Consider the following 21759-nt stretch of genomic DNA (forward strand, 5'->3'; position numbering starts at 1 on the left):
GGGATACTTTCAAAGCTCCGTATTTTCTACGGTATAAAGTTGGAATTACAGTCAAAAATACAGGTCACACATATATGTGGTTGCCATCACCGTTGAATCCTCAGTGCCCGTTGATTTTCCCTTCAGTTCGCGCGACAGTGAAGACATAAGGCTCTTTCATTGAGCTATAAAAGTCTTTTGAGGAGAGTAGCCCATGGCGGTAACACCAGCACCGGATCATGTTGTAATTGTTGGCGCCGGATTCGTCGGATTATCGACGGCTTGGTACCTGCAAGAAGCCGGCGTCAAAGTTACCGTAGTGGACCGCGGTGGCGTGGCTTCGGGTTCGTCATGGGGAAATGCGGGCTGGCTGACTCCGGCATTGACCTTGCCTATCGCAGAGCCATCAATCTTCTCCAATGGTTTGAAGATGATGTTTGACCCGGCCTCACCGCTATATATTCCTCTGAAGGCTGATGGAAAGCTTCTGCGCTTCCTTCTTGGATTCACCTGGCACTCCACTCCTAAAAAGTGGGAAGAAGCCATGCGTATTTACTCCGAAATTGGCACCCACGGGTTGGATGCTTTTGACGAGATTTCTGAGGGTACCTCGGCTGGTCCTGGGGTGGCAGAAAAAACCAAGCCAGCAGATCCTTTCCTTACCGGTTTCACCTCGTTCAAGGACCGCGATGCGCTCTTGCATGAATTTGAGATGATTCAGAAGACCGGCGGTTCCGTGGACTATGAGCTGCTCAGTGGTGACGAGCTGCGCGCTATCGAGCCGACCCTCTCCAATAGCGTTGCAGCTGGCGTGGCGATCAAAAACCAGCGCTACCTCAACCCGCCAAAGTTCATGGAGTCATTGGCCGAATCCGTTGTTGCCCGAGGTGGAGACATTATCGGTTCGTTCAACGTCACCGATGTACGCGATAACGGTGGATCGGCGACCGTCATTGGGTCCGAAGGCCGTGCGATTACCGCAGATCATGTGGTGATGGCTACCGGTGCATGGATGACTGATCTGGCTAAAAAATTTGGTGTTAACGTGGTGGTCCAAGCGGGCCGCGGCTACTCGTTCACGGTTGAGCCAGAAAGCATGCCAACGCACCCGATTTACTTCCCTTCCCAGCGCGTTGCTTGTACGCCATTGGGGGATCGCTTCCGCATTGCCGGAACTATGGAATTCCGCGACGTGAACCACAAGCTGGAGCCAAAGCGTATCGAAGCAATTGTCGCCGCTGCAGCACCGGTATACCAGGGAATCAATTGGGAAAACCGCAAAGAAGAGTGGGTGGGAGGTCGCCCATGCACCGCCGACGGCATGCCGTTGGTTGGGCAGACTTCTTCGCCACGCGTCTCGGTGGGCGGTGGCCATGGCATGTGGGGCGTTGCGCTGGGCCCATTGACCGGCAAGATTCTCGCCGAGCAGATTACCGGGCAGACCGTTTCCACCTTGGCACGTCACTTCAACCCATTGCGTAAGGGTTTCTAACCCCGCGCAAACGTCTGAACGCTTAAAGGCTCGGTTTCTCATTGGTGATCGATGATAAACCGAGCCTTTTGTCTTGCGACTCTAGGCCGCTGGTTGCCAGCGTTCACGAAGCCAACCGATGGCCGCTTCACCCTGTGCTTGTTGAAAACTGCGCAGGGTGGGCAGGCCAGGCGGGGCGGGTTGCCGAGCGCCATCGATGAAATAACCAGACATCCCGGCAAGGAACCCATCAATACTGTCTGTCGGTAAACCTTCGAAAACTGGATGGGTGCTCAGGACGGACGCTACATCGAACTCGGCGTCGTGCAAGCGGACATTTATGAGAACCGATAACGCATCAAACCACGGAACCCCGATACAGGCCCAAGGCCAATCGACGATATAGGCGCTTTGCCCGGTCAGTAAAAGATTGTCAGAACGAATATCTGAGTGCACCAACGACTGCCCCTCCAGGCAAGATAACCCGACTCGCGCACTGTCCTGGAGCCGCGGGAGACGATCAGCAATCCACGGATCTAAGTGCGTCGGCGGATCGGTGCCAACGCGGTCCCACCCGGTGAATTCAGCTGCCACCTCGGTGTGCAGAGCAGGTAAATGAGCCAAAGTGCTCGGTACCGGATTGCTACCTAGTGCATGCAACGAATCAAGTACTCGTTCAAGTTCGACATGAGTCCACGGCGTCTTGGGATGGGAGCCCGGAATATCTTCAAGGACCAAGGCCACCCAACCCTGTTTTTCATATGACCCTAGGTACCTTGGAACTGGCAAAGTATCGGGCAGTAAGGCAGAGATCTTCGCTTCGGCTCGATGCAACCGCGGCGCGACGGCATTGAGCGAGGTGCCGACGGCTTTAACAAATGCCCTACGTCCGTCCGCGGTACGCACCCGGTCCGCCGTGCCAGGAGAAAACCCGCCTTGCTGGCCGTGCGCTTCAACTACCGGTGAGCCGAGTATGTCTTCAACCGCAGTACGGACATGTTCAGGAAGCTGCGCCCAACTGATTCGCGGGGTCCACGGTGTACTCACTCGGTGATCCTTCTTTCTTCGACGCTCCGAATTTAGCGGGCTCACTTGTTTCCACAGGTCCTGCTCAACTAAGCATGACGTGAGGATTCATTGGCAAGAATTGACTTGTAACCTTCGCGGTAACTTGGGAAACGCGGAATGAAACCCGAGGCTAGTAGTCGCGCATTATTTAGTCGGCGGTCCGAGGCGTTTCGCGACGTTGGAGGTTCGGTTGAGGTCTCGGGGATTTTCGAGCCAAGTTCCTTAGCGAGGAAGAGATAAACGTCGGCAAGCTGGGCTGGTTCGCTGTCGGTAGCCAAATACAGTGCTTCGGCCTTTTGCCCTAGCGAAGCCACATGGACGATGGCTTGGGCAAGATCATCGCGGTGAATCCGGTTAGTCCAGTGAGACTGGGTTGGTAATTGCGCCGAACCTGAACGCATCTGATCGATCAGTCTGGTGCGCCCCGGTCCATAAATTCCTGAAGCGCGCAAAATTGTCAGCGGTAGACCGCTTGTGGCTAGCAATGTTTCGGTATCGGCGAGTACCTTCGCGGTAGGCCGGGCCGGTTCAAGAGGCGCGGTCTCATTGACCAGTTGCCCCTCGGAACCGCCAAGGACCGCCGAAGAAGACACATAAATGATTCGCTTGAGGCGTGGGCAGGACGCTTTTAAAGTCTCAATTAACTGTTGCGCTGTCTGCAAATAGCCGCGCTCATATCCGGTCACGTCACGGGTGGCCGGTACCGGGGTAAAGAGAACAAGGTCGGTTTCCGGATCAATCTGAGGCCAAGAATCTGCTTCGAGTAGGTCGACGTTATATCCGGTGAAAACCGAGGGAAGTTTCGAGCTATCACGACGCCACGCAGTGATTTGATGTCCGGCGGCGTGAAAGCGCAGCCCTGCCTCGGTCGCGACATCTCCGCAACTGATCAAGAGTATTTTCATCTGGCACCTCCAACGTAGCGATGCACCCACAACGGTGCCCTCGTTCTAACCATAAAGCGTGACGTGGCGCGCGCTAAACGTGAAGAAGTCGAAGGTGCAACACAAAGCTTGATAAATCGATAAAATAGGGTGGTTGTATGCCTTTGGTCGCCGGTCGAATGATCGCGGGGTGCGGGTAAAAGCCGAACCGGGCGGATTGGCTCAAAACGATCACCATAAAGGGGTGCAAGAAGATTCGTTCTTCAATTTTTCGTAAGGTCCATCCAGGTGCGGCAGTCCTTGAAATCCTGATGGTTGCGGCACTAGTTGTGGTGCTGGTTGCCATTGAACCGACCGGGTGGGATCTATCGGTATATCGCGAAGGCGCCTTGACGCTATTGCGTGAACCAGAAGCACTTTATGGGCCGTTCGTGGGGCCGGTGAATTCGCCGGGGCTACCGTTTACGTACCCAACGTTTGCGGCAATATTGTTCTTACCGATGGCATTTTTCCCCTACTGGGTGTCGGTTACGCTCACCATGGCTGCCTCGATCATCCTGACTTTTTTTGTTGCCAAAGACGTGGCTACACGAGTGGCGGACAAATGGCCTGCACTGAATTCGGTGATCACGCCGCTGACCTTGACGAGCTTAATGCTGATGTCGGCTCCCTTCCGCGACACCGTATGGTTTGGGCAGATCAACATCTTGATTCTCGGCGCCTGTTACCTCACCTTCGTGCGTTACAAGTCGCTGATGCCGTTTGTGATTGCCGTAGGAATCTGTGCCGGGATCAAGCTGACGCCGATCGCATTTTTGATTCTGCCTTTTGCTATGCGTAAATGGCGTGCGATGTTCGTTGGAATCGCCACTTTTATCGGCACCCAGCTTGTAGGCCTAATTTTCCAAACACAGAACACCTTGGACTATTGGCTGGACGTCGTGCAGGATCCTTCGCGGGTAGGAAACGTAGGGTATATCGACAACGTATCCCTGCAAGGATTACTTGAACGACTGAACGCACCCTCCTTGGTATGGCTCATCTTGGCACTGGGCGTGGGGCTTTCTTTTGTTGCTTTGCTTTGGAAGCTCTATGGGCACGTAAAGCCTATGGTGTTGCTCGGCATTGCTTCCGCCTGCCCCTTGCTTGTCTCTCCGGTGAGCTGGTCCCATCACTGGGTTTGGTTGCCGGTCATCACGTTTGCATGGGTTGTCGTAGCACTGGAGCTCAAGCCGGTACTGCGCGGCACGATATTCGGTGCGTTGGCTCTGACTTACCTGATTCTGTCGATTGGGTCTAAACAAATCGTGGCTTTTGCCGGTTATTTCCCGGATGGCGACCTGCCCGCTTGGTGCTATGTATTACCCGCGGTGCCGGTGCTCACTCAACTGTTGTGTCTTGTGATTGCTTTGACGAACACCAAAAAAATCGTGAACAGTAAGCCTGTTTCGGTGCCCTCTCTCAGCTGAGTTTGTTTGTCACCCACGCACTGTACAATTCTTAGTATTCGAATGTTTGTTCTAGCTAAGGGTGGTGTCTCGATGCGCGATGCCGAATCAGTGATGCCTCCAGGAACAACCCAAGGACCGGTGCAAGCCGTTTCCGCTATGGGGTTCCCGTCCCCGGCGCGTGATTATTTTGATGGCGGGCTGGATCTGAATAGGTTGCTCGTTCATGATCGGGTTGCCACGTTCATCATGCGGGTATCGGGACACTCGATGCACTCTGCCGGAATTTATGACGGCGACGAGATTATCGTGGACCGCTCCCTGCCGGTTAAACACGGCACCATGGTTGTGGTGAGCTTGAACGGCCAGATGCTGGTACGCCGGTGGCAGACAGAGGGATCACACGTGGGGCTACTTAGCGATGAGTCACCACTACCGGTGCTCCTCACCGAAGGAGACGAAGTTGAGGTCTTCGGCGTGATCACTAGGTGTCTGCACTATGTCCGCTGAACCTCGAACATCCGGGCACAGCGACCATGTTGCCTTAGTAGACGTGAATAACTTTTATGTCTCTTGCGAACGCATCTTTGACTATTCCTTGCGCAACCGGCCGGTTGTGGTGCTCTCCAATAATGATGGTTGCGTCGTCGCCAGATCGCAGGAAGCCAAAGACCTAGGGATTGCCACAGGCGAGCCATTCTTCAAGGTGCGCCGCCTGATGGACAGCCATAATCTTGCGGTGCGTTCGAGTAACTATGAGCTATATGGAGATATATCGGCTCGGGTGATGGAACTCCTAGGTCGCTTCGGTACCTGGCAGGAAGTGTATTCCATCGACGAATCATTTATCGGCCTCAACGGAACACTGGAACAAGTCCGTGACACTGCCGTGCAGATCCGCGCCGCGATTACTCAGTCCATCGGGGTGCCGGTCTGTGTAGGGGTATCTGCGACTAAAACCCTTGCTAAATTCTCTAACCACATCGCCAAGCACAATCCGTCTATGGACGGAGTATGCATTGAACAGTTGATGGAGCCTGCACTGGTATCCAGAATTATGTCTCAGGTTCCCGCCACAGATGTGTGGGGTGTGGGTAAAAAGACCGGTCAAAAATTGACTGGGATGGGCGTTCAAAGCATCGCCCAACTCAAGGCCACCGACCCTCAGCTCATTCGCAAGAAGTTCTCTGTCGTATTGCAACGCACGGTGATGGAGCTCAACGGGCAGCGCTGTATCGGGCCGGTGGAAGAGCGCTCGGATAAAGGCCAAGTAATGTTCACCCGTTCCTTCTCCACCCCTGTGCGAACACGTGAAGCGATGGATCAGGTGATGTCCATCTACGCACAGAAAGCAGCAAGCCGTCTGGCCAGCGAAGGTCGTTACGCTAGCTTGCTCACGGTGACAGCCGGAACCAGCCGCTTTGCTACCTCGGCCGCATCATTCCCTAGCGCCCAAATACGTCTAGTCAGGCCCACCCGAGATCCCATTGTGCTGACGAAGATTGCGGTAGCAGCGATGAACGAGTTGATGGAGCCAGGTATCGACTACGTCCGTGGGGGAGTGATCCTCTCCGGACTGAGCGAACACCCCGGAGCCGATGAGCTAGACCTAGGACTACTCGGCTCAACATCCGCTGAAGACAACGAAAAAGTCAACGTCAGTGATGTCGTGCAACAGGTCTCCCAACGGTTTGGCGCAAAAGCTATTGGCCTGGGCAGCGCCGGCCTGGCCAAAGCGCCGGAATGGTCCATGAAGCGCGAACATATGTCTCCGCGCTACACCAGTGACTGGGACGAGCTCTTTACCGTGCAAGCATGAAGGTTTTGGTGACACAATAACTCTCATGTCTACTGTGCTGCGTCGAACGGTGGGGCTGAGCTTGCTCGGCACACTTTTACTAAGCGGTTGTACGGCCCCCGCAGAAAATGCGAACCAGCCTGCGCCGAGTACAACTGGGCCAACTCAGCCCAGCTCACCAAACCCCTCAACCTCCGGATCAGCTACCGAGCCTTCGGCTACAGCCAGTTCGGCCAGCCCCACGAAGGTTGACCCGGAAGCACAACTGCAACAGCAAGCGGTGGCGCTCGCCGACTCGATGAGCCTATCTGAGCAGGCTCGGAGCTTGGTTATGGCCGGCGTCTCGGCAGACGGCGCCTCAGCGGCACAAATCGCTTCGCTGAAGAAGTCTGGAATCTCAAATGTTTTCCTTCGCGGCAGGTCGCAGCTCTCGCACACCAAGATTTCTAGCAGTGTGCGCAAACTCCATGAAGGGTTGGAAACCAATGTTCCCAACGGACTACCGGTCTGGGTAGCCACCGACCAAGAAGGTGGCTTTGTCCGGGTGCTGCAGGGGACCGGATTTACCAAGCTACCCACCGCATTAGAACAGGGCACGTGGACCCAGAAAAAACTACGGTCAAATATTTCCACGCTCGGTACTGAGCTATCCGAGGCCGGGATCAACGTCAACCTTGCGCCGGTAGCCGACGTGGTACCAAAGAGTTTGGGCACGGGCAATGCGCCCATCGGAAAATTCGGACGGCAGTATGCCGATAATTCCGCGGATGTTTCCTCCTCGATTCTGCTGGTGAATCAAGAACTCAGTGATGCCGGAGTGCACCCGGTGGTCAAACACTTCCCCGGATTGGGCAGAGTAAGCCTGAACACCGATACCCATGCCCAGGTTACCGACACAAAAATCGGGGCAGATAGCACCGATCTGGAACCTTTTAAGGCAGCCATTGAGCAGGATCTCGCGTGGGTTATGATTTCAAACGCCAAATATACGCAGCTGGATAAGGACAATGATGCTCCTTTTTCAAAGAAAATCATCACCGGCCTGCTGCGGGAAGACTTAGGTTATGAACGCTTGATCATCTCCGATGATCTATGCGATGCGAAACAGGTTTCCGCGGTGCCGGTAGGTCAACGTGCAATCAAATTTGTTCAAGCCGGCGGCACGATGCCTTTATGCGTGGATGAGAATAAGTCGTTGACCATGGCCAGCGCTCTAGCAAAGCAGGCAGCAAAAGATGACAAGCTGGCGGCGCAGGTCCGCGAGGCGGCAACACTGATTCTGGCCGAAAAGCTTCGCGAAAACTCATAATGTTCGGCGGCCTCGTTGCCGGATGAAGCTATTTTGGACAAAGAGAAGACCCGGGCGGATCCCTACTCGCTAGGGAACGCCCGGGTCTAGCTTTTTGGTCTGCACACTTAGATGCAGACGCTTAGCTCAGGAAAGATTAGCCTTTTCCGTTGCCTTTCTTATCACCCTTGGTGATGTCCAAGACCTGTGCGCGGTCGCCGGTCTCGTTCTTCTTCGCTCCGAGCTTTCCGGTGCTGTTGTGCAGGTGCAGCAACAGTGCCTTGGAGGCAACGGATGGATCTGCAACGGTCACCGGAATGTTGGTGCCCTTCAGATCGGTGAAGACGGTGCCCTGAGCCCCAAAATCAACCTGAGGTTCGGCAACGTTGAACTTGACCCAGTCGGTCTCATCCACTGGGATCATCGCGCCCTGGTCATTGGTGTGGTACCAGGAGTAGCTTGAAACACTGTAAGAGATTTCGGCTGAATCCTCATCCAGTCCCAGCGCGGCAAGTGATACCGGCAGGATCGCTACGTTGGTGTCGAAGCTGTTGGTATCAACATCTCCAAGCACACCATTGACTGGCTGCAGGTCTACCTGTGCACCGGTAGCCAGATCGAAGGTGGCCGCTAGGTCAAGATCGATTCCGTCAAGTGCGGTAGTGAAGGTCACGAAGTCGGCCTTGCCATCACCATTGGTATCGATGTTGACGTCCAACTCGGTACCGCCAGCAAGGTGTGCCCAGTTATCCCAGGTGGAGATACCGATGTTCAGTAGTCCATCGGTCATACCGGTTACCGGTGCGGTGCTGGCTGCGCCAACGTGCTGCAAGTCCATCGCGCGGGCTGCTGGAACGCTGTCCATTGACTTAGGACCGCGCTCACTCGAAGCACCAAGTTCAAAGGCACCCAGCAGGGAAGTGACCGAGGTGGCCCCCTCGCCTACGCGGATATCCTTACCCTTGAGATTCAGCTCGGTGGTGTTTGCACCCTTCTTCAGCTTCTTGACCGAAGCGGTCATATCGGCTGCAAGCTTAGGCGCTGCCTGCACTGGAACACGCAAGGTGGGAGCCGTTGAGCTGGTCAGCTCAACGCGACCACTAGCATCTGATACCCAGGCGCGGGCTAGACCCTGCTGGACGGTCTCCATGGTTGGGTCCAAAGTCTTGACCCACTTCTGGGGATCTACCTGCAGAGTAACGTTGACCTGAGCCTTAGCTCCTGGTGCCAAGCTCACGCTGTTGCGATCTAGCGAGAAGCTGGTGCCAGGAATCTGCGTAGCAGGCACGTAGTTGACCTTGTAGGTCTGGGCCTTGTCGCTGGTGTTCTCTACGGTGATTGAACGTGTTTCGGAGAATTTCTTCTTACCGTCAATTTCAAGGACACCGAAGACCACGCTGGTCAGATCCGCTGCCTTCGAATCGTAGGCAATGGCTGGGGTATCAAGTGCTGCCTTGGCCATGACGCGGCCCGAGCCAACACGGTTTGGACCGTAAGCCTTACCATTAGCCGCAAAAACATCCGCTGCTGCGGTGTTCATGATGGTGCTCTTAGCTTCGGCTGCGGTGAGGTTCTTATCCTGCATGACCAGTGCTGCCACGCCGGCAACCATTGGGGTAGCCATCGAGGTGCCCGACATGACCGCTGGTCCGTTACCGGTTCCAACGCCTACCGAGCCGATCTGCGTACCTGGTGCTGCAACGTCGGGCTTTACTACGCCGTTGGAGCCGTGCACGCCTCGTGAGGAGGACGAATTTAAGGTGTCCTTGACGCCTGATTCACCGGAAGCAGCGCCAACGAAGGAAGCATCTAGGGTGACCTTCAGGTCTCCTGCCTCAGCGGCTGGGCGCAGCTTATTCGAGTAGTCCAAGGTGAACTGTGCACCTGGGATATTAGCGTTGCCGGCGATGCCAGCATCAAAGAGATTGGTTTCAGCATCTAACAGGACACCGGTGGCACCGGCGGCTTCGGCGTTGTTGAAGCGTATGCCGGATCCACAAGGGAACTCGCCGCCTTCGCTCCACTGCAGCCAAACCCACTTGCCTTCCAGCGAACCTGGTTCAAATTCTGTACAACCAAAAGCGTTGTTGGCCGGAGCCATTACTACGTCACCGCTCAAGTCGGCCGGGTCAGCAGAAGTGTAATTAAAGTTTGCCGAGTACTGGCCTGCGGCGGTTCCTGCAACATTGTCAGGCGCATCTACTTGGATTTTATCCAAGGTGACCTGGGAACCGACGGTGTTAGCAACCGTCAACGAGGAACGAGAGTTACCAGGTGAGCCGCCAACGTCGGTGACGTCTCCTGCGTTACCCGAAGCGATGACCGAAAGGATTCCAGCTTCAGAAAGAGCATCAACAATGTCATTTTCTGGGTCCTGAACCGGTGAGTGATCCGAGCCGAGGGACATGTTGACCACATCGGCGCGGTCAGAGAAATCTCCGTCACCGTTTGGATCAAGCACGTAGTCCAGTGCCTGGCCCACGACCGAGGATGATCCGCCGCAACCGAAGACGCGGATGCCAATGAGCTGGGCTTCCGGAGCGGTGCCCGGGCCAACCTTCATTTTGGCGACTTCATCGGCGGTCAGCGAGGAGTAGTCACCTGTGAAGGTGGAACCGTCGGAATTCACGCCGTAGCCGGCCGCTGAGCCTGCAACGTGCGAGCCGTGACCTGCAGCTTCGCAGTCCAATGGGTTCGGATCCGGGTTAGGGACTGGCTGGTAATCCGGGGCGTCGGGGTCAGCGTTGTAGTCGTCGCCGACAAGATCCCAGCCACCAATGAACTTCTTGCTGTCAATCAATCCGGAATCTGCGGTAGGCAGTTCCTTGGAAGCCTGTGCTTTCTTGTAGTCTTCAATGGTGCCTGGTCCACCAAAGCCTGAGTGGGTGTAGTCAATGCCCGTATCGAGCACTGCAATCTTCACGCCTTCACCGGTAGTATCTAGCGCGGTCCACGCGTCTAACGCTTCGGTGTCGATGACCGCACCGCGGTTAGAAGGTGACTTGGGTACGATGGCGCTGATCTTTGCGACATCTGTACGTTCGGCTAGCGCACGAAGCTCTTTGGCGTCACCGGTGAGTGCAACGCCTCGCAATGCGTTCGAAGTTGTGTAGATAACCTCGGATTTTGCTTCCTTGGCCAGCTCTTTACCCTTGGACTTAACCTGGGCACGGACAGATTTGACCTTGTCCTTGTCTTTCTTCTTACCGGACTTTTTGACCTCTTTGTATGCGCCGTCGCCCTCGAGCTGAACGAATACCGAGACCTCACCGGTGGCCTTGGCTAGTTGCCCGCTGACTTTTAGTCCTGAAAGTGTCTGGCTTTTGATGATGGGCAGTGAGGCTGCGTTTTCACCGTCGGACGGTTGGGGGATGTTGGCAGCTGATGCCGGGCCTGTCATTGTGACAGCCAACGCTAAAGCGGTGGCTGAGCCCAAGATGAGCCGCGGCAATCGTGGATTGCGCCGAGTGACCATGATTCTCCTAGCTGAGCTGAAAGCGGGATGCTTTCATGTGAAGATGCAACGGTTTTCACTCGCAGCATGAAGGTGCGTATTGAGTGATGACCGGGGCCGACGTCCGCTAAAACGTCGAGTCTCCTACTGTGGAATCTTAGGTGACCCACGTCATATATCAAGGGGTTATTGAATAGTGATCTTTGGTGAAAGAAAGTATTTTGCACTTGCTTCATATTTAAAACCGCGAATCACCAAGCAAAACAGCGCCTACTTAGCACCTAGTGGCCGAGGACTTTTTAGATATTTTTAACCGATTGTTACCAGTGGGTAATGGTTTCATTGCTTAGTCGCGTTCCAGTATGCACAGAGCTTGCGGGGCTTAGTCGTGAATTAAGCAAAAGCGGGCGCAGCATACTCCGCCAGAGTATGCTGCGCCCGCTAGTTGAACTTCAAATCAGCTAATTGAAGTGGCGATTAAACGCGGCCGATAAAACTGTTCACTCTTTCGTCGAGCAGTTCAATGCGTTCGGCAACAACTACCATCGGGTCAGGGTAAATCGCGTTCTTTGGAGGCGGAATACGCACGTTGGTTGAGCATTCAAAGTTGGAACAAATCATAGTGCCCAAGGTGTCACCGTCGCGTCCTGGTTGGCCTGCCCTCCGGGTGCTGAATACCCCGACGTAGCAAGGAATATTCACGTCTCGGCACATGTCGCACATGGCCAGGCTGCTGCGCTTTCGGGTTCCATCTGCTGAACGCAGCAAGAGCGCCCGCGTTTGGCCCGCGGCGTTGCTGTGAACAAGGTAGCCACGCTGTGGCATTTTGGGATCGCGCCATCCAAGGTACTCAAGGTTTTCCCAGTCCAATGTTGCAAAATTTTCTGGCAACGTTAGCTTCTTCGTCTCACTGCGCGAGGCATTAATGAAGGCGGAGCGAATGGTTTTTTCTGTCAGTGGCTGCAAGGCAGGTCCTTAAAAATGTGCTGCGCGCATTTAGGGCGCAGGAAAGTTGTGTGGAAGAAGAATGTCCCATCAGCAACGAATTCACAGAAGGTAGCTCAAATAAGCACCAGCAACGCCGACGGCGTTGGGAGTGGAGTTTTGGAAGCTACCCGTCCGTCGAGGGGACGAACGGGGCAGGTGTCAAAGTGGCTTGCATAGCCGACCTCCCTACCGCGTGCCCGGGCACACAACGTCTTGACAGTGTGAGCTCCAGAGTAAATCTGGAGTCGTGATCTTTCAATCCTAACAAAGGCCACATCCAAAATGGATGTGGCCTTTGTCGCGTACGGTGTCAGGCGTCTTAGCGCCGGCCGCCCTGCCAAAGTGCGTCAAAGGGGGTGTTTCCTGAGACGCGGTTCCGAATGCCTTCGGTGACAAAGGCTTTCGCAGTGCGTGCAGCCTCCAACGGGGTTGCACCCTTCGCTAGTTCGGCGGTAACCGCGGCGGCTAGTGAGCAGCCTGCTCCGGACACGGCAACTTCGCCGATCTTTTTCTCGCGGAGTACTTCGAGCGTGGTTCCGTCGTAGAAGACGTCAATAGCGTCTTCGCCGGCAATGCGTACGCCGCCCTTGGCGAGTACTGCTGCTCCCGAGATCTCATGGATTTTCTTGGCAGCGGCAATGAGGTCTTCTTCATTGTCGATCGAAAGCCCTGAGAGCTGTTCGGCTTCGAAATGATTCGGAGTGACGAAGCTAGCCAGCGGCAGTAACGTCGACTTCAGCGCCTGGTCAGTATCTAACGCATGGCCTGGCTCCTGACCCTTGCAGATCAACACTGGGTCAAGGAGAACGTTGTTCCATTTCTGGGACTGCAACGCGGTGGCGACGGTGTTGATCGTGGCAGGTGAGCCCATCATGCCGAGCTTGACGGTGCCAAGCTGACCCTCGTAGCAGGTCTGGATGGCTTCGAGCTGATCTGCAATGACCTGCTGATCTACTGGAACGAAGCGGTGGTTCCAAGAGTCCTTTGGATCAAACGACACGATGCATGTCAGTGCAACAATGCCGTAGGTGCCGAGCTCCTGAAAGGTTTTCAGATCTGCTTGGGCCCCGGCGCCTCCGGTTGCTTCCGAACCGGCAATAGTCAAGGTCAGGGCTGGGCCTGAGGTATTTGATGAAGTAGTCATAGTCCCATTTGAAGGTAGTACGGAATGTATTGGTTTTTAGCTTTGCTGCCAAATGCTGATACTAGTAGCTTTTGACCAGCCCTCGGTCATCGAATCGAGATGATCGGAACTAGCAACAAGCAAGATCCACGGCAGGCCGTGACTGTAGGCAGCCCCGGCAAAGTTCGCCAGTACCGCACGACGTACCAAGTCCGGGTTGGTTGGCGCCTGCAAATCGGGGTCCGAAAGAAGCCCATAAGTTGAGCCGTAATGCATGCGTCCACGGGCTACAGGGCGGTCGAATTCAGCAACTTCGACCACGTCGTAATTGTCCATAGGAGCCTCAAAAACACTTGAGGTTTCCGCGAGCTTGACTACCTGCTCAACATCATCTGGTTTTGCGGCCAGCAGATTCATTGAGGAAGTTTCATTCCAGCCTGCCGCTTTAAGCGATTCTGCAACCTCGGTATTTGGTGCCCCGAGCAAGATCAAGCGGCGGTACTCGCTACCTGGGCTCCAATCGCTGGTTGGCCAATAACGTAGTAGCTCTGGGTCATCACCATTGCTGTCAACGGAGCGTAACTGACCTGGACTCGGGAAAGTGGCAATGCGATCGCGGAGCAGAGCATAACTCTCGGTCCACTGCGGCAGGGGAGTCGCGTTTCCGCTCATAGTGACATTAGCTCCTAAACACCTTGAAAATAATGGATCAGTACCTTCGACTTTACGCCTTAAAGATAGCGAATATGCAACGGCGAAGCCCGTGCGCCGGTGGGTGCTTATTATGATCTGGCGCAGGGTCTCTTCCGCAAGGGTCGCGGAGCTGGAAAGACCCGTGTGTGCCTATAGAAGTGGGAACTAAGAGGCTTTGGCTCTGCTGGACCGGTGTTCAGAGGCCGATTCAACGGTCGATGTCGTTCGTTCTTGTATGGAACCTGCTCTTGAATCCATGAGGGAGAGGACATCTTCAAAGAGTGAACGCACGACCGGCAGACGGCAGAGGATGGCAAATTTGCCAATAACCGGGGCGATGTTGCGCATCAGTGCACGTGAACGGCGCTGATTGGGCGAACTGTCGTAGGCCCAAGTTGAGAAGATTTGCCGTGACAGCAACCAGAGAAAACGAGGCAAGTCACGCCGGATTGCCAGCGGAGGAAGTGGGCGTGCTCCGGCGACAACGCTCTCCCATAAAGACATCTCGATCTGCGTGAGCTCGCTATTTTCGAGATCTCTTGAGAGTAAGACCTTGAGAAAGGATGGCCCGAAATCGTGGTATTTCTCCATCACCTGCACGCTGGCGTCGAAGACGATGCGGATATTCGCTTCTAAGGTGTTGCCTTCGTCGAGTTGTGCACTGCATATCTCAAATTGTTCTGCCCGTAGCGCGATGAGCAGTTCAAGAACTATGTCTTCTTTTGACCCGAAGTAGTAGTAGGCGTGCGAAAGGGACACCCCGGCACGCGACGCGATAGCGCGCATGCTGGCGGCCTGATATCCGTCTTCGGCAAACGCGTCCAAAGCCGTGCGCAGTAGTTTGGCTTTGGTTTGTTGCCCTTTGCCGGTGCGTGGCTGATTCAGCGGAGTTGGCTGGCTAAGAGTTCCCATACTCTTTGAGTGTATCCAATTATTGAACGCGTTCAAAAAGCTCATCAAATTGCTGCAAATGATGCGGGTCGAGTCACGACCGTTTTTCTTTCCTCGAATTCATATTCTGAAGAACACAAGGTGAGATGGAAGATTAAGTATTTTGGGCTTCAATAAACCTAGTTACCGTGAAGTAGGTCACGGCAATGAGCTGAGGTCTTCATGGGATACTAACTAGGTAAGTGCTAATACAGCGGGACAGCGCTCCGGCACATCATGACAGGTCAGCAAACCATTGTTGATTAACCAGGTGTCGGTCCATGCGGAGTCTTGGCGAACCACTTTTAACGAGGAAATTTTCATGGGCGAACCGAACGCCAAACCAATAAATACCCGAGCCTCCAAAGCAATATTTGCTACTGCCGGATCTCCATATTTTTCTGCAGTGCTCGCGCTCATGGGCGCCATAGTCATACTCTCCAATATCGGAGCGTCAAAGGGCGTGATCATCGGGCCATTTATCACCGATGGCGGCTTCTTCCTTTTCCCTCTGGCCTACATTCTTGGCGATGTGATTTCGGAAGTTTATGGACTCAAAGCTGCTAGATGGTCCATCCTGGTCACGTTTGCACTCGCGTTCTTTGCGGTGTTCGCCTTTTGGATCATGATTCAGCTGCCGTCGGCCGAATTTTACGACGGACAAGAAGCTCTCGAACGTACGCTAGGACCTATCTGGCAGATCGTTCTGGCATCGGGGCTGGGATTTCTCGTCGGGCAGTTAGCCAACTCGTGGGTCTTGGTCCGGATGAAGCAACGTTTTGGTGAACGTGGGCTGGTAGGCAGACTTATCGGGTCAAGTGGTGTCGGAGAATTCCTCGATACCTTGATTTTTTGTGCCGTGGCGGCACCGGTCATCGGAATCACTGATTCTTCTAACTTCATCAACTATGTAGCTGTCGGATTCGTCTACAAGACGGCAGTGGAAATCATCTTTGTACCGGTTACTTCACTAGTCATTCGTTGGTTCAAGAAACGTGAACCAAGTTATGCAGCACCCGCGCCAGGTGTCTAAAGTCGATTTTCAATCAGCAGTAAGGATGACAGGCAAGTTACCCCGCGCTCGCTAAGCTAATTAAATGAGCTCAGGCGACAGGCAAATCGAAACCCACGAACTGCTGATTGGCTATGCCGGGCAGGCTCTTTGCGAACCAATTAGTTTCTCCGTGCAGACCGGAGCCGGATTAGGGATTATCGGCGCAAACGGGAGTGGCAAATCGAGCCTCATTCGAACCGTGTTAGGACTGCAACCAGCCGTTTCCGGGACTGTCAGTTATTGTGGTTCCCCCTTAGACGAAGGTTCGGCGCGGTTTCGTCAGGAGGTCGCCGTCCAGGTCACCGACGGTGTGTTTTTTGAAGAGTTGACGGTGGCTGAACATCTTGAAATGGTGGCCCGTGGTCATCGGCTCAAAGAGTGGCAGACAGCGGTCGACGCCGAGCTAGAATTTTTTGAACTCACCCAGGTGATGCAACGACTACCCCAGGAATTATCTTCTGGCCAGCGGCGCAAACTACTGTTGGCGTCCGCCTTGATCCGCCCGGCGAGCTTACTCATTTTGGATGAACCGGAGCAACGGCTAGATCAGCGCATTCGAACCAAGCTCTATCGAAGGCTTCGGCAAATGCGCACCAATCAGGTAACCCTGCTCGTGGTTACCCACGACCCCCAGCTAATTCGTGAATGTCTTGACGAAGTGGTCCTGTTGGATGGCGATCGGGTGCAAACAATTGGCGCGCAGGCAGGGGCGTTGTGGCTTGAACGCTAAACGAGCCCACGTGGTAGAACAAACAGCTTATGACCCTAGAGAGCTGATCCGCTCGGTCAAGAAACTTCGGGATCGCTCAGCCCGCATCGACGCATTCTCCGATGGGTATATCTGGGTGCTGCTGGCGGTTGTTGCGCTGGTCTATTTGTTTAGCGCACTATCCGGGGTGATCTTCGCGCTGCAAGGTGCAGGTGAGACTACAGCGCAACTGCCCAGCGCCGTCTGGGACTTGCAAGATCTTACGGTGGCCCTACTCCCAGTCATACTGCTGAGTTGTTTTAGGGGGTTGCTTTACCTCGGTCCCTGTGGTCTTCGGCCCGATAAAGCCGCCTGGTGGTTACCACTAGCCGTGGATCTGAGAGGGATACGGAAACGCTCGTTTTATAATGCGCTCATCCTCGGTGCGCTGTTCAACAGCTTTATCGGAATCTTGTGGCTGGCAGGCCTCTTTACCCTTTCTGGTCGATTTGAAGTTCAGGTGTTCCTCTGTGGTTTAGTTTTCTTCGCTGTGACGGGAACATTACTCAGCGCGATTGCAACGCTGGTGCAAATAGCCGAGCGTGCGCGGTTAGTGCGCAGAATCTGTCATCAGCTCTTGATGCTCTTCATTTTGGGACTGAGCATTTCGTGGAGCCTGTTACTAACCGAGAATACCTGGGCTCAGGGCGCTTATGAACTACTTGGAAAACTGGCCTTTGCCCCACTCTTCTGGGCCGCAGGCTGCGCAGGTGCACTGCTGCTGGCAACCATAGTTATTTGGCAGGCAACGCGCAAAATAGATCAGATGAAGGCCAATAGCCTGCGACTGGCAGGGCAGATACAGCATGAGCTTGTAGGTTCTTTGGCTCAAATGGAATTGAGCGGGATGCTGCCGGCTACAGAATCGGCAGGTCCCCGATCAAGAAATTCTTGGTATCGGCCATTGCGCAACCTGCCAGTGGTACTCCAGATCCTTTTGTTGCGATACCTTCGCGGAAGATATTGGCGTGCACCGGGAAACTTGGTCTTGCTGACTGTCACACTGGTTTTAGCGGTACGTTCCATCGCTAACCCACTAGCAGTGACCGGATTCTTTGTGTTGCTTTTATGGGTGCTTACGGAGAGCTTCGGCCGCTTGAATCGCCCATTGGCCAGTGCGCCAGGGCTGGCTCAGCTGTTGGGCCTGCCACGCACAGCCCTAGTCCGACCTGCCATTGGATTCACGCTTTGCGTGATTCTCGTAATTTTGAGCATCTGCTCATTGCTTCCGTTAGCACTAGGCATGATCTCCATGGCGAACCTTGGATTTTGGGTTCTCGGCGTATTGGTGGCCGGCAGTGGCACGAGCGCCGCTGCCTGGGGCCGGGCTACGCGTGGAGAACGTGACTGGGAAGCACTGATTCTTGGTGCCAGCAACGAGATACACACCGGTTCGCTGATGCTTATCGAACTTCGGTATTTCCTTCAAGCGCTAGCCTCGGGGCTGCCCCTGATCCTACTTTTGCTTACACCAATCTCGCCCGTGCCATGGGGAATCTGGGCGTTTGGATTGCTGTGCGCTTACCCGGGGTACGCGGCACTACGACGAGCCGGCGAGTCAGCAATCGCTCACGTCCGGTAACTCACGGCCAACAAAACGCAACGGCGGGTATCGATGATTATTAAAAATCATCGATACCCGCCGTTGCCAGAAAATACGGTTAGGAGTCAGGCAGGCAGCCCTTGCGGATCAGGCTTGCCGGCGTAGTACTCCGACATGACCTTTGCCTTCAGCTCGAAGAAGCTACCGTCTTCAATAGCGTTGCGTGCCGAATCTACCAGGCTGACAGTGAAGTGCTCGTTGTGGATGGAAATGAGCGTGTGGCTGAGCAGTTCTTTGGACTTGTGCAGGTGGTGAATGTAAGCGCGCGTGAAGTTCTGGCAGGTGTAGCAGGAGCAGTCTTCAACCAACGGGGTGAAGTCGCGCTTGTACCGGGCCCCGGAGAGGTTAAACCGTCCGTGTGGCGTGTAGAAGGCGGAGTTCCGGGCTACGCGAGTGGGAGAAACACAATCAAAAGTGTCTGCACCGTTCTCGATTGCCGTAAAAATATCATCTGGCTCGGAAATTCCCAGCAGGTGACGTGGCTTGTTTTCTGGCAGTTCTTCGGAACACCAACCCACGATGGTGCCAAGGTTTTCTTTCTCGAGGGCTCCGCCAATACCGAAACCGTCAAAAGCCATTGCCCCGAGATCCTGGCACGCCTTACGGCGCAGATCTTCATATTGAGCACCCTGAATCACACCGAAGAGTGCTTGGTACTCTTTGCCCGCACGTGAATCGGTCAGCGCAAAATGCTCAGCAATGCAACGTTGAGCCCACAGCCGAGTGCGTTCCAGGGACTCCACCTGATAACCGCGGGAGTTCTGTAAGGTGGTCAGCTCGTCAAAAGCAAACATGATGTCGGCACCAATCTGGTGCTGGACATTCATCGAGATTTCGGGGGAGAAACGGTGTTTGCTGCCATCAAGATGGGACTTGAACCAGACCCCATCATTATCAACATTTGCTAGGCGTTCCTTGCCGGGGGCAACCGCATCATCCGGGCCAGACTGATCCACGGATTTCATATCGATGACCTTTTTGAAACCTGAGCCGAGGCTCATTACCTGGAAACCACCGGAATCGGTGAAGGTAGGTCCCTCCCAGCTCATGAACTTCCCGAGGCCACCCGCCTCGTCGAGGATGTCGGAACCGGGCTGCAGGTAGAGGTGGTACGCATTGGCAAGCACCGCTTGCGCGCCGAGCTGTTCAACCTGAACCGGAGTTAACGCCTTGACGGTGGCTTTGGTGCCGACCGCAATAAAGGCAGGGGTCTTGATTTGACCGTGCGGGGTATTGATCACGCCGGTACGGCCCAACATCGGCTCACCCTCCGGAGAGGTCAGGCGTGTACCCACCTCAAAACCGAACTCGGCTTGGCGGGAATGCGGGGTGCTGGGGTTAAAGTTCTTCTCGGACACGTAACCAGTGTGCCGTATCAGGTGCCGGGTGAGGAAAACGACAGCCCAAAAGTGAGCCAAAACCTAGCGTTCGACTTGGTCAAAGGCGAATAATACAGTTAACAGCACTGTGTCGTAAACGACGGAAGGATCTAGTGAATTTCCAAAATTTTAAGGAATCCGCACGTTCCTTGGTGACCTTGGGTCCAGCTCGGAAAGATCACTGGATCGGACTACGCACAGGTATCGGCGTCTTCGCGCCGTTGATCTTCTTGTTACTGATAAACCGATTAGACCTGATGGTCTTTGTCGTCTTTGGTGCGTTCACCGGAGTATACGGTCGTGTTGATGGGTACTGGAATCGGTTGCGCATGCAGAGCCGTTCAGGCCTGTTGTTCTTTATCGTGATCGGTTTGGCGTTGTGCGCCTCAAACTTCTGGATTGACCACGATAATCCCGAGCTCAAGGCCTGGCAGATTGTCGGAGCTACAACCTTGATAGCCGGCATTTGTTCGGTGGTCACCGGATTCCTGCGTTTGCGGCCAGGCGGCTCGCTGTTTCACATCTTCGCATTCGCCGCCATTGCCTCGATTGCTAAGCCGGCGCCATTTGCTGAAGCCATGTTTGCTGCGGCTGCGACTATTCTGCTGGCGCTGATCATCGGTGCGAGTGGCGCCTTAGGCCAGTGGTCAAGCCTGTGGAAACGCACTCCCTTGCCACCTTTGTCAGATAACGTACGCAAAGCGATCTGGTGGGAGGGCTTGTTCTACGTGCTCACCGCCGGCGTAGCTGGCGCATTAGCGAATATCATCGGCAGTCAGCTTGAAGCCGGCCACAATTATTGGGCAATGGTCGCCGCTGTGGTGCCGCTGGCAGGTCACACGACGGCTCTGCGTGTACGTCGTGGCGTGCACCGTGTGCTCGGCACGCTGGCCGGCATGTTGCTCATTGCGTTACTTATTGTGCTGAACCCAGCGATGTGGATCCTCGTGGTCTTCATTGGGCTATTTCAGTTCTTGGCCGAAATGCTGGTAATGCGCAACTACTTCCTTGCTCAGGTATTTATTACCCCGCTAGCGCTGGTAGGCACCAGCCTGATCACCGGGCTGTCCACCGCGGTGATGTATGACCGTGTCGTTGAAACGGTCATCGGTTCCGCGGTGGGCATCCTCGGCGTGCTCGTTGGTAGCTGGTTCGGCACGCGCATGCGCCGACGCCTAGGTATTCCCGAGCAAGATCAAAAATAATCTACTTAAATATTGATTCCGACATGGGCTAATGCCTGTCGGAGAATATTTTCTCGCCCCCCGGCGAACTCACCTTGGATGTCTTCGCTCAGGGCTTCTGCAGGGGAGAGCCAGGTCAGCTCGAGAGCGTCCTGACGCGGAGTTGATTCGCCACGCACCGGGACGATATAGCACATCGCTACGGCATGCTGACGGTCGTCGGTCAGCCCAGTTTCACTGGGCGAGGGGAAATACTCAGCAACGGTGAATGGTACCGGTGAGGCTGGGAGTTGGGGGAGCACCATGGTGCCCAGATCCTTTTCGATGTGGCGGATCAACGCCGCCCGAATCGTTTCTCGGTACATCACACGGCCGGAAACGAAGGTGCGTAGCATCTGCCCCGACTCATCGCCGGTGAGGAGCAAACCTACCTCGTTGACATAGCCCAGCGGATCGAGGCGCACGGGGATAGCTTCAACATAGAGCATCGGAAGACGTTGGCGGGCTTCGTAGAGATCTTCTTCGTTGAGCCAGCCTGGATAAGGGTCGGGCGTACGCACATTCATAGAACCATCTTCATACATATTTGCTTCGCTGTGGTGCACTTCCCGCTGTGTTGCGTAATTCACTGACAATGGGCCCCACCGGCTCTGGTGCGTTAAAAGGAC

At 54.7% G+C, this 21759-nt stretch carries 19 protein-coding genes; 9 read left to right on the top strand and 10 right to left on the bottom strand.

Going from position 1 to position 21759, the window contains the following annotated elements; all coding sequences use genetic code 11:
• Nucleotides 1–193 precede the first annotated feature (193 nt).
• Entirely contained in the window at nt 194–1471 is a 1278-nt protein-coding gene (locus tag CQ011_RS11425) for an NAD(P)/FAD-dependent oxidoreductase (protein ID WP_105677850.1), read from the top strand.
• 81 nt (nt 1472–1552) lie between these two features.
• Here CQ011_RS11425 and CQ011_RS11430 read toward each other — a convergent pair whose 3' ends face one another.
• Nucleotides 1553–2497 (bottom strand): aminoglycoside phosphotransferase family protein, encoded by a 945-nt coding sequence (locus tag CQ011_RS11430; RefSeq protein ID WP_181148088.1) that lies wholly within the window; start codon nt 2495–2497, stop codon nt 1553–1555.
• A 68-nt stretch (nt 2498–2565) separates the two neighbouring features.
• Complete coding sequence (locus CQ011_RS11435) at nt 2566–3423, bottom strand: NAD(P)H-binding protein (protein ID WP_105677852.1); 858 nt, start codon at nt 3421–3423, stop codon at nt 2566–2568.
• 290 nt (nt 3424–3713) lie between these two features.
• Between CQ011_RS11435 and CQ011_RS11440 the strand changes: the two genes are divergently transcribed.
• Genes CQ011_RS11440 through CQ011_RS11455 form a run of 4 tightly spaced genes read left to right on the top strand, consistent with a single transcriptional unit; the run spans nt 3714 to nt 7957 of the window.
• Entirely contained in the window at nt 3714–4871 is a 1158-nt protein-coding gene (locus CQ011_RS11440) for a glycosyltransferase 87 family protein (RefSeq protein WP_105677853.1), read from the top strand.
• Nucleotides 4872–4913: 42 nt separating this feature from the next.
• A complete protein-coding gene (locus tag CQ011_RS11445; protein WP_286161174.1) occupies nt 4914–5360 on the top strand; it encodes a LexA family protein in 447 nt (148 codons plus the stop codon).
• Complete coding sequence (locus tag CQ011_RS11450; RefSeq protein WP_105677855.1) at nt 5350–6669, top strand: Y-family DNA polymerase; 1320 nt, start codon at nt 5350–5352, stop codon at nt 6667–6669. Before CQ011_RS11445 ends, CQ011_RS11450 begins: the two co-directional genes overlap by 11 nt.
• Before the next feature lie 25 nt (nt 6670–6694).
• Nucleotides 6695–7957, top strand: a complete 1263-nt coding sequence (locus tag CQ011_RS11455; protein WP_105677856.1) for a glycoside hydrolase family 3 N-terminal domain-containing protein — start codon at nt 6695–6697, stop codon at nt 7955–7957.
• 136 nt (nt 7958–8093) lie between these two features.
• Here CQ011_RS11455 and CQ011_RS11460 read toward each other — a convergent pair whose 3' ends face one another.
• The 6 genes from CQ011_RS11460 to CQ011_RS17830 all read right to left on the bottom strand — a co-directional run bounded on the left by CQ011_RS11460 (nt 8094) and on the right by CQ011_RS17830 (nt 15543).
• A complete protein-coding gene (locus tag CQ011_RS11460; protein WP_105677857.1) occupies nt 8094–11411 on the bottom strand; it encodes a S8 family peptidase in 3318 nt (1105 codons plus the stop codon).
• Between the two features lie 456 nt (nt 11412–11867).
• Nucleotides 11868–12356: an FBP domain-containing protein gene (locus CQ011_RS11465; protein ID WP_105677858.1), complete on the bottom strand. Its 489-nt coding sequence runs from the start codon at nt 12354–12356 to the stop codon at nt 11868–11870.
• A gap of 340 nt (nt 12357–12696) precedes the next feature.
• Nucleotides 12697–13521, bottom strand: a complete 825-nt coding sequence (locus CQ011_RS11470) for a hydroxymethylpyrimidine/phosphomethylpyrimidine kinase (protein WP_105677859.1) — start codon at nt 13519–13521, stop codon at nt 12697–12699.
• Nucleotides 13522–13557: 36 nt separating this feature from the next.
• Nucleotides 13558–14172 (bottom strand): hypothetical protein, encoded by a 615-nt coding sequence (locus CQ011_RS11475; protein WP_105677860.1) that lies wholly within the window; start codon nt 14170–14172, stop codon nt 13558–13560.
• Nucleotides 14173–14358: 186 nt separating this feature from the next.
• Nucleotides 14359–15105 carry a TetR/AcrR family transcriptional regulator gene (locus tag CQ011_RS11480; protein ID WP_181148089.1) on the bottom strand — a complete coding sequence of 249 codons (747 nt, stop codon included), beginning with the start codon at nt 15103–15105 and terminating at the stop codon, nt 14359–14361.
• Nucleotides 15106–15318: 213 nt separating this feature from the next.
• On the bottom strand, nt 15319–15543 hold the full coding sequence (locus CQ011_RS17830) for a hypothetical protein (RefSeq protein ID WP_181148107.1): 225 nt from the start codon (nt 15541–15543) through the stop codon (nt 15319–15321).
• On the opposite strand from CQ011_RS17830, the gene CQ011_RS11485 reads away from it, so the two are divergent.
• The 3 genes from CQ011_RS11485 to CQ011_RS17835 all read left to right on the top strand — a co-directional run bounded on the left by CQ011_RS11485 (nt 15542) and on the right by CQ011_RS17835 (nt 18507).
• A complete protein-coding gene (locus tag CQ011_RS11485; protein WP_502692885.1) occupies nt 15542–16156 on the top strand; it encodes a queuosine precursor transporter in 615 nt (204 codons plus the stop codon). The genes CQ011_RS17830 and CQ011_RS11485 overlap by 2 nt on opposite strands.
• Before the next feature lie 64 nt (nt 16157–16220).
• Nucleotides 16221–16907 (top strand): ABC transporter ATP-binding protein, encoded by a 687-nt coding sequence (locus tag CQ011_RS11490; protein ID WP_105677863.1) that lies wholly within the window; start codon nt 16221–16223, stop codon nt 16905–16907.
• 10 nt (nt 16908–16917) lie between these two features.
• Nucleotides 16918–18507, top strand: a complete 1590-nt coding sequence (locus CQ011_RS17835; RefSeq protein WP_105677864.1) for a DUF6297 family protein — start codon at nt 16918–16920, stop codon at nt 18505–18507.
• An 86-nt stretch (nt 18508–18593) separates the two neighbouring features.
• Here the strand turns inward: CQ011_RS17835 and tgt are convergent, their stop codons facing one another.
• Complete coding sequence (gene tgt, locus CQ011_RS11500) at nt 18594–19886, bottom strand: tRNA guanosine(34) transglycosylase Tgt (protein ID WP_105677865.1); 1293 nt, start codon at nt 19884–19886, stop codon at nt 18594–18596.
• Between the two features lie 134 nt (nt 19887–20020).
• On the opposite strand from tgt, the gene CQ011_RS11505 reads away from it, so the two are divergent.
• Nucleotides 20021–21112, top strand: a complete 1092-nt coding sequence (locus tag CQ011_RS11505) for an FUSC family protein (protein ID WP_286161175.1) — start codon at nt 20021–20023, stop codon at nt 21110–21112.
• Nucleotides 21113–21117: 5 nt separating this feature from the next.
• On the opposite strand, the gene CQ011_RS11510 is transcribed toward CQ011_RS11505, so the two are convergent.
• On the bottom strand, nt 21118–21657 hold the full coding sequence (locus tag CQ011_RS11510) for an NUDIX hydrolase family protein (protein ID WP_096257539.1): 540 nt from the start codon (nt 21655–21657) through the stop codon (nt 21118–21120).
• Between the last annotated feature and the right edge of the window lie 102 nt (nt 21658–21759).

The organism is Arthrobacter sp. MYb213 (assembly GCF_002979915.1).
Taxonomy (GTDB): domain Bacteria; phylum Actinomycetota; class Actinomycetes; order Actinomycetales; family Micrococcaceae; genus Glutamicibacter.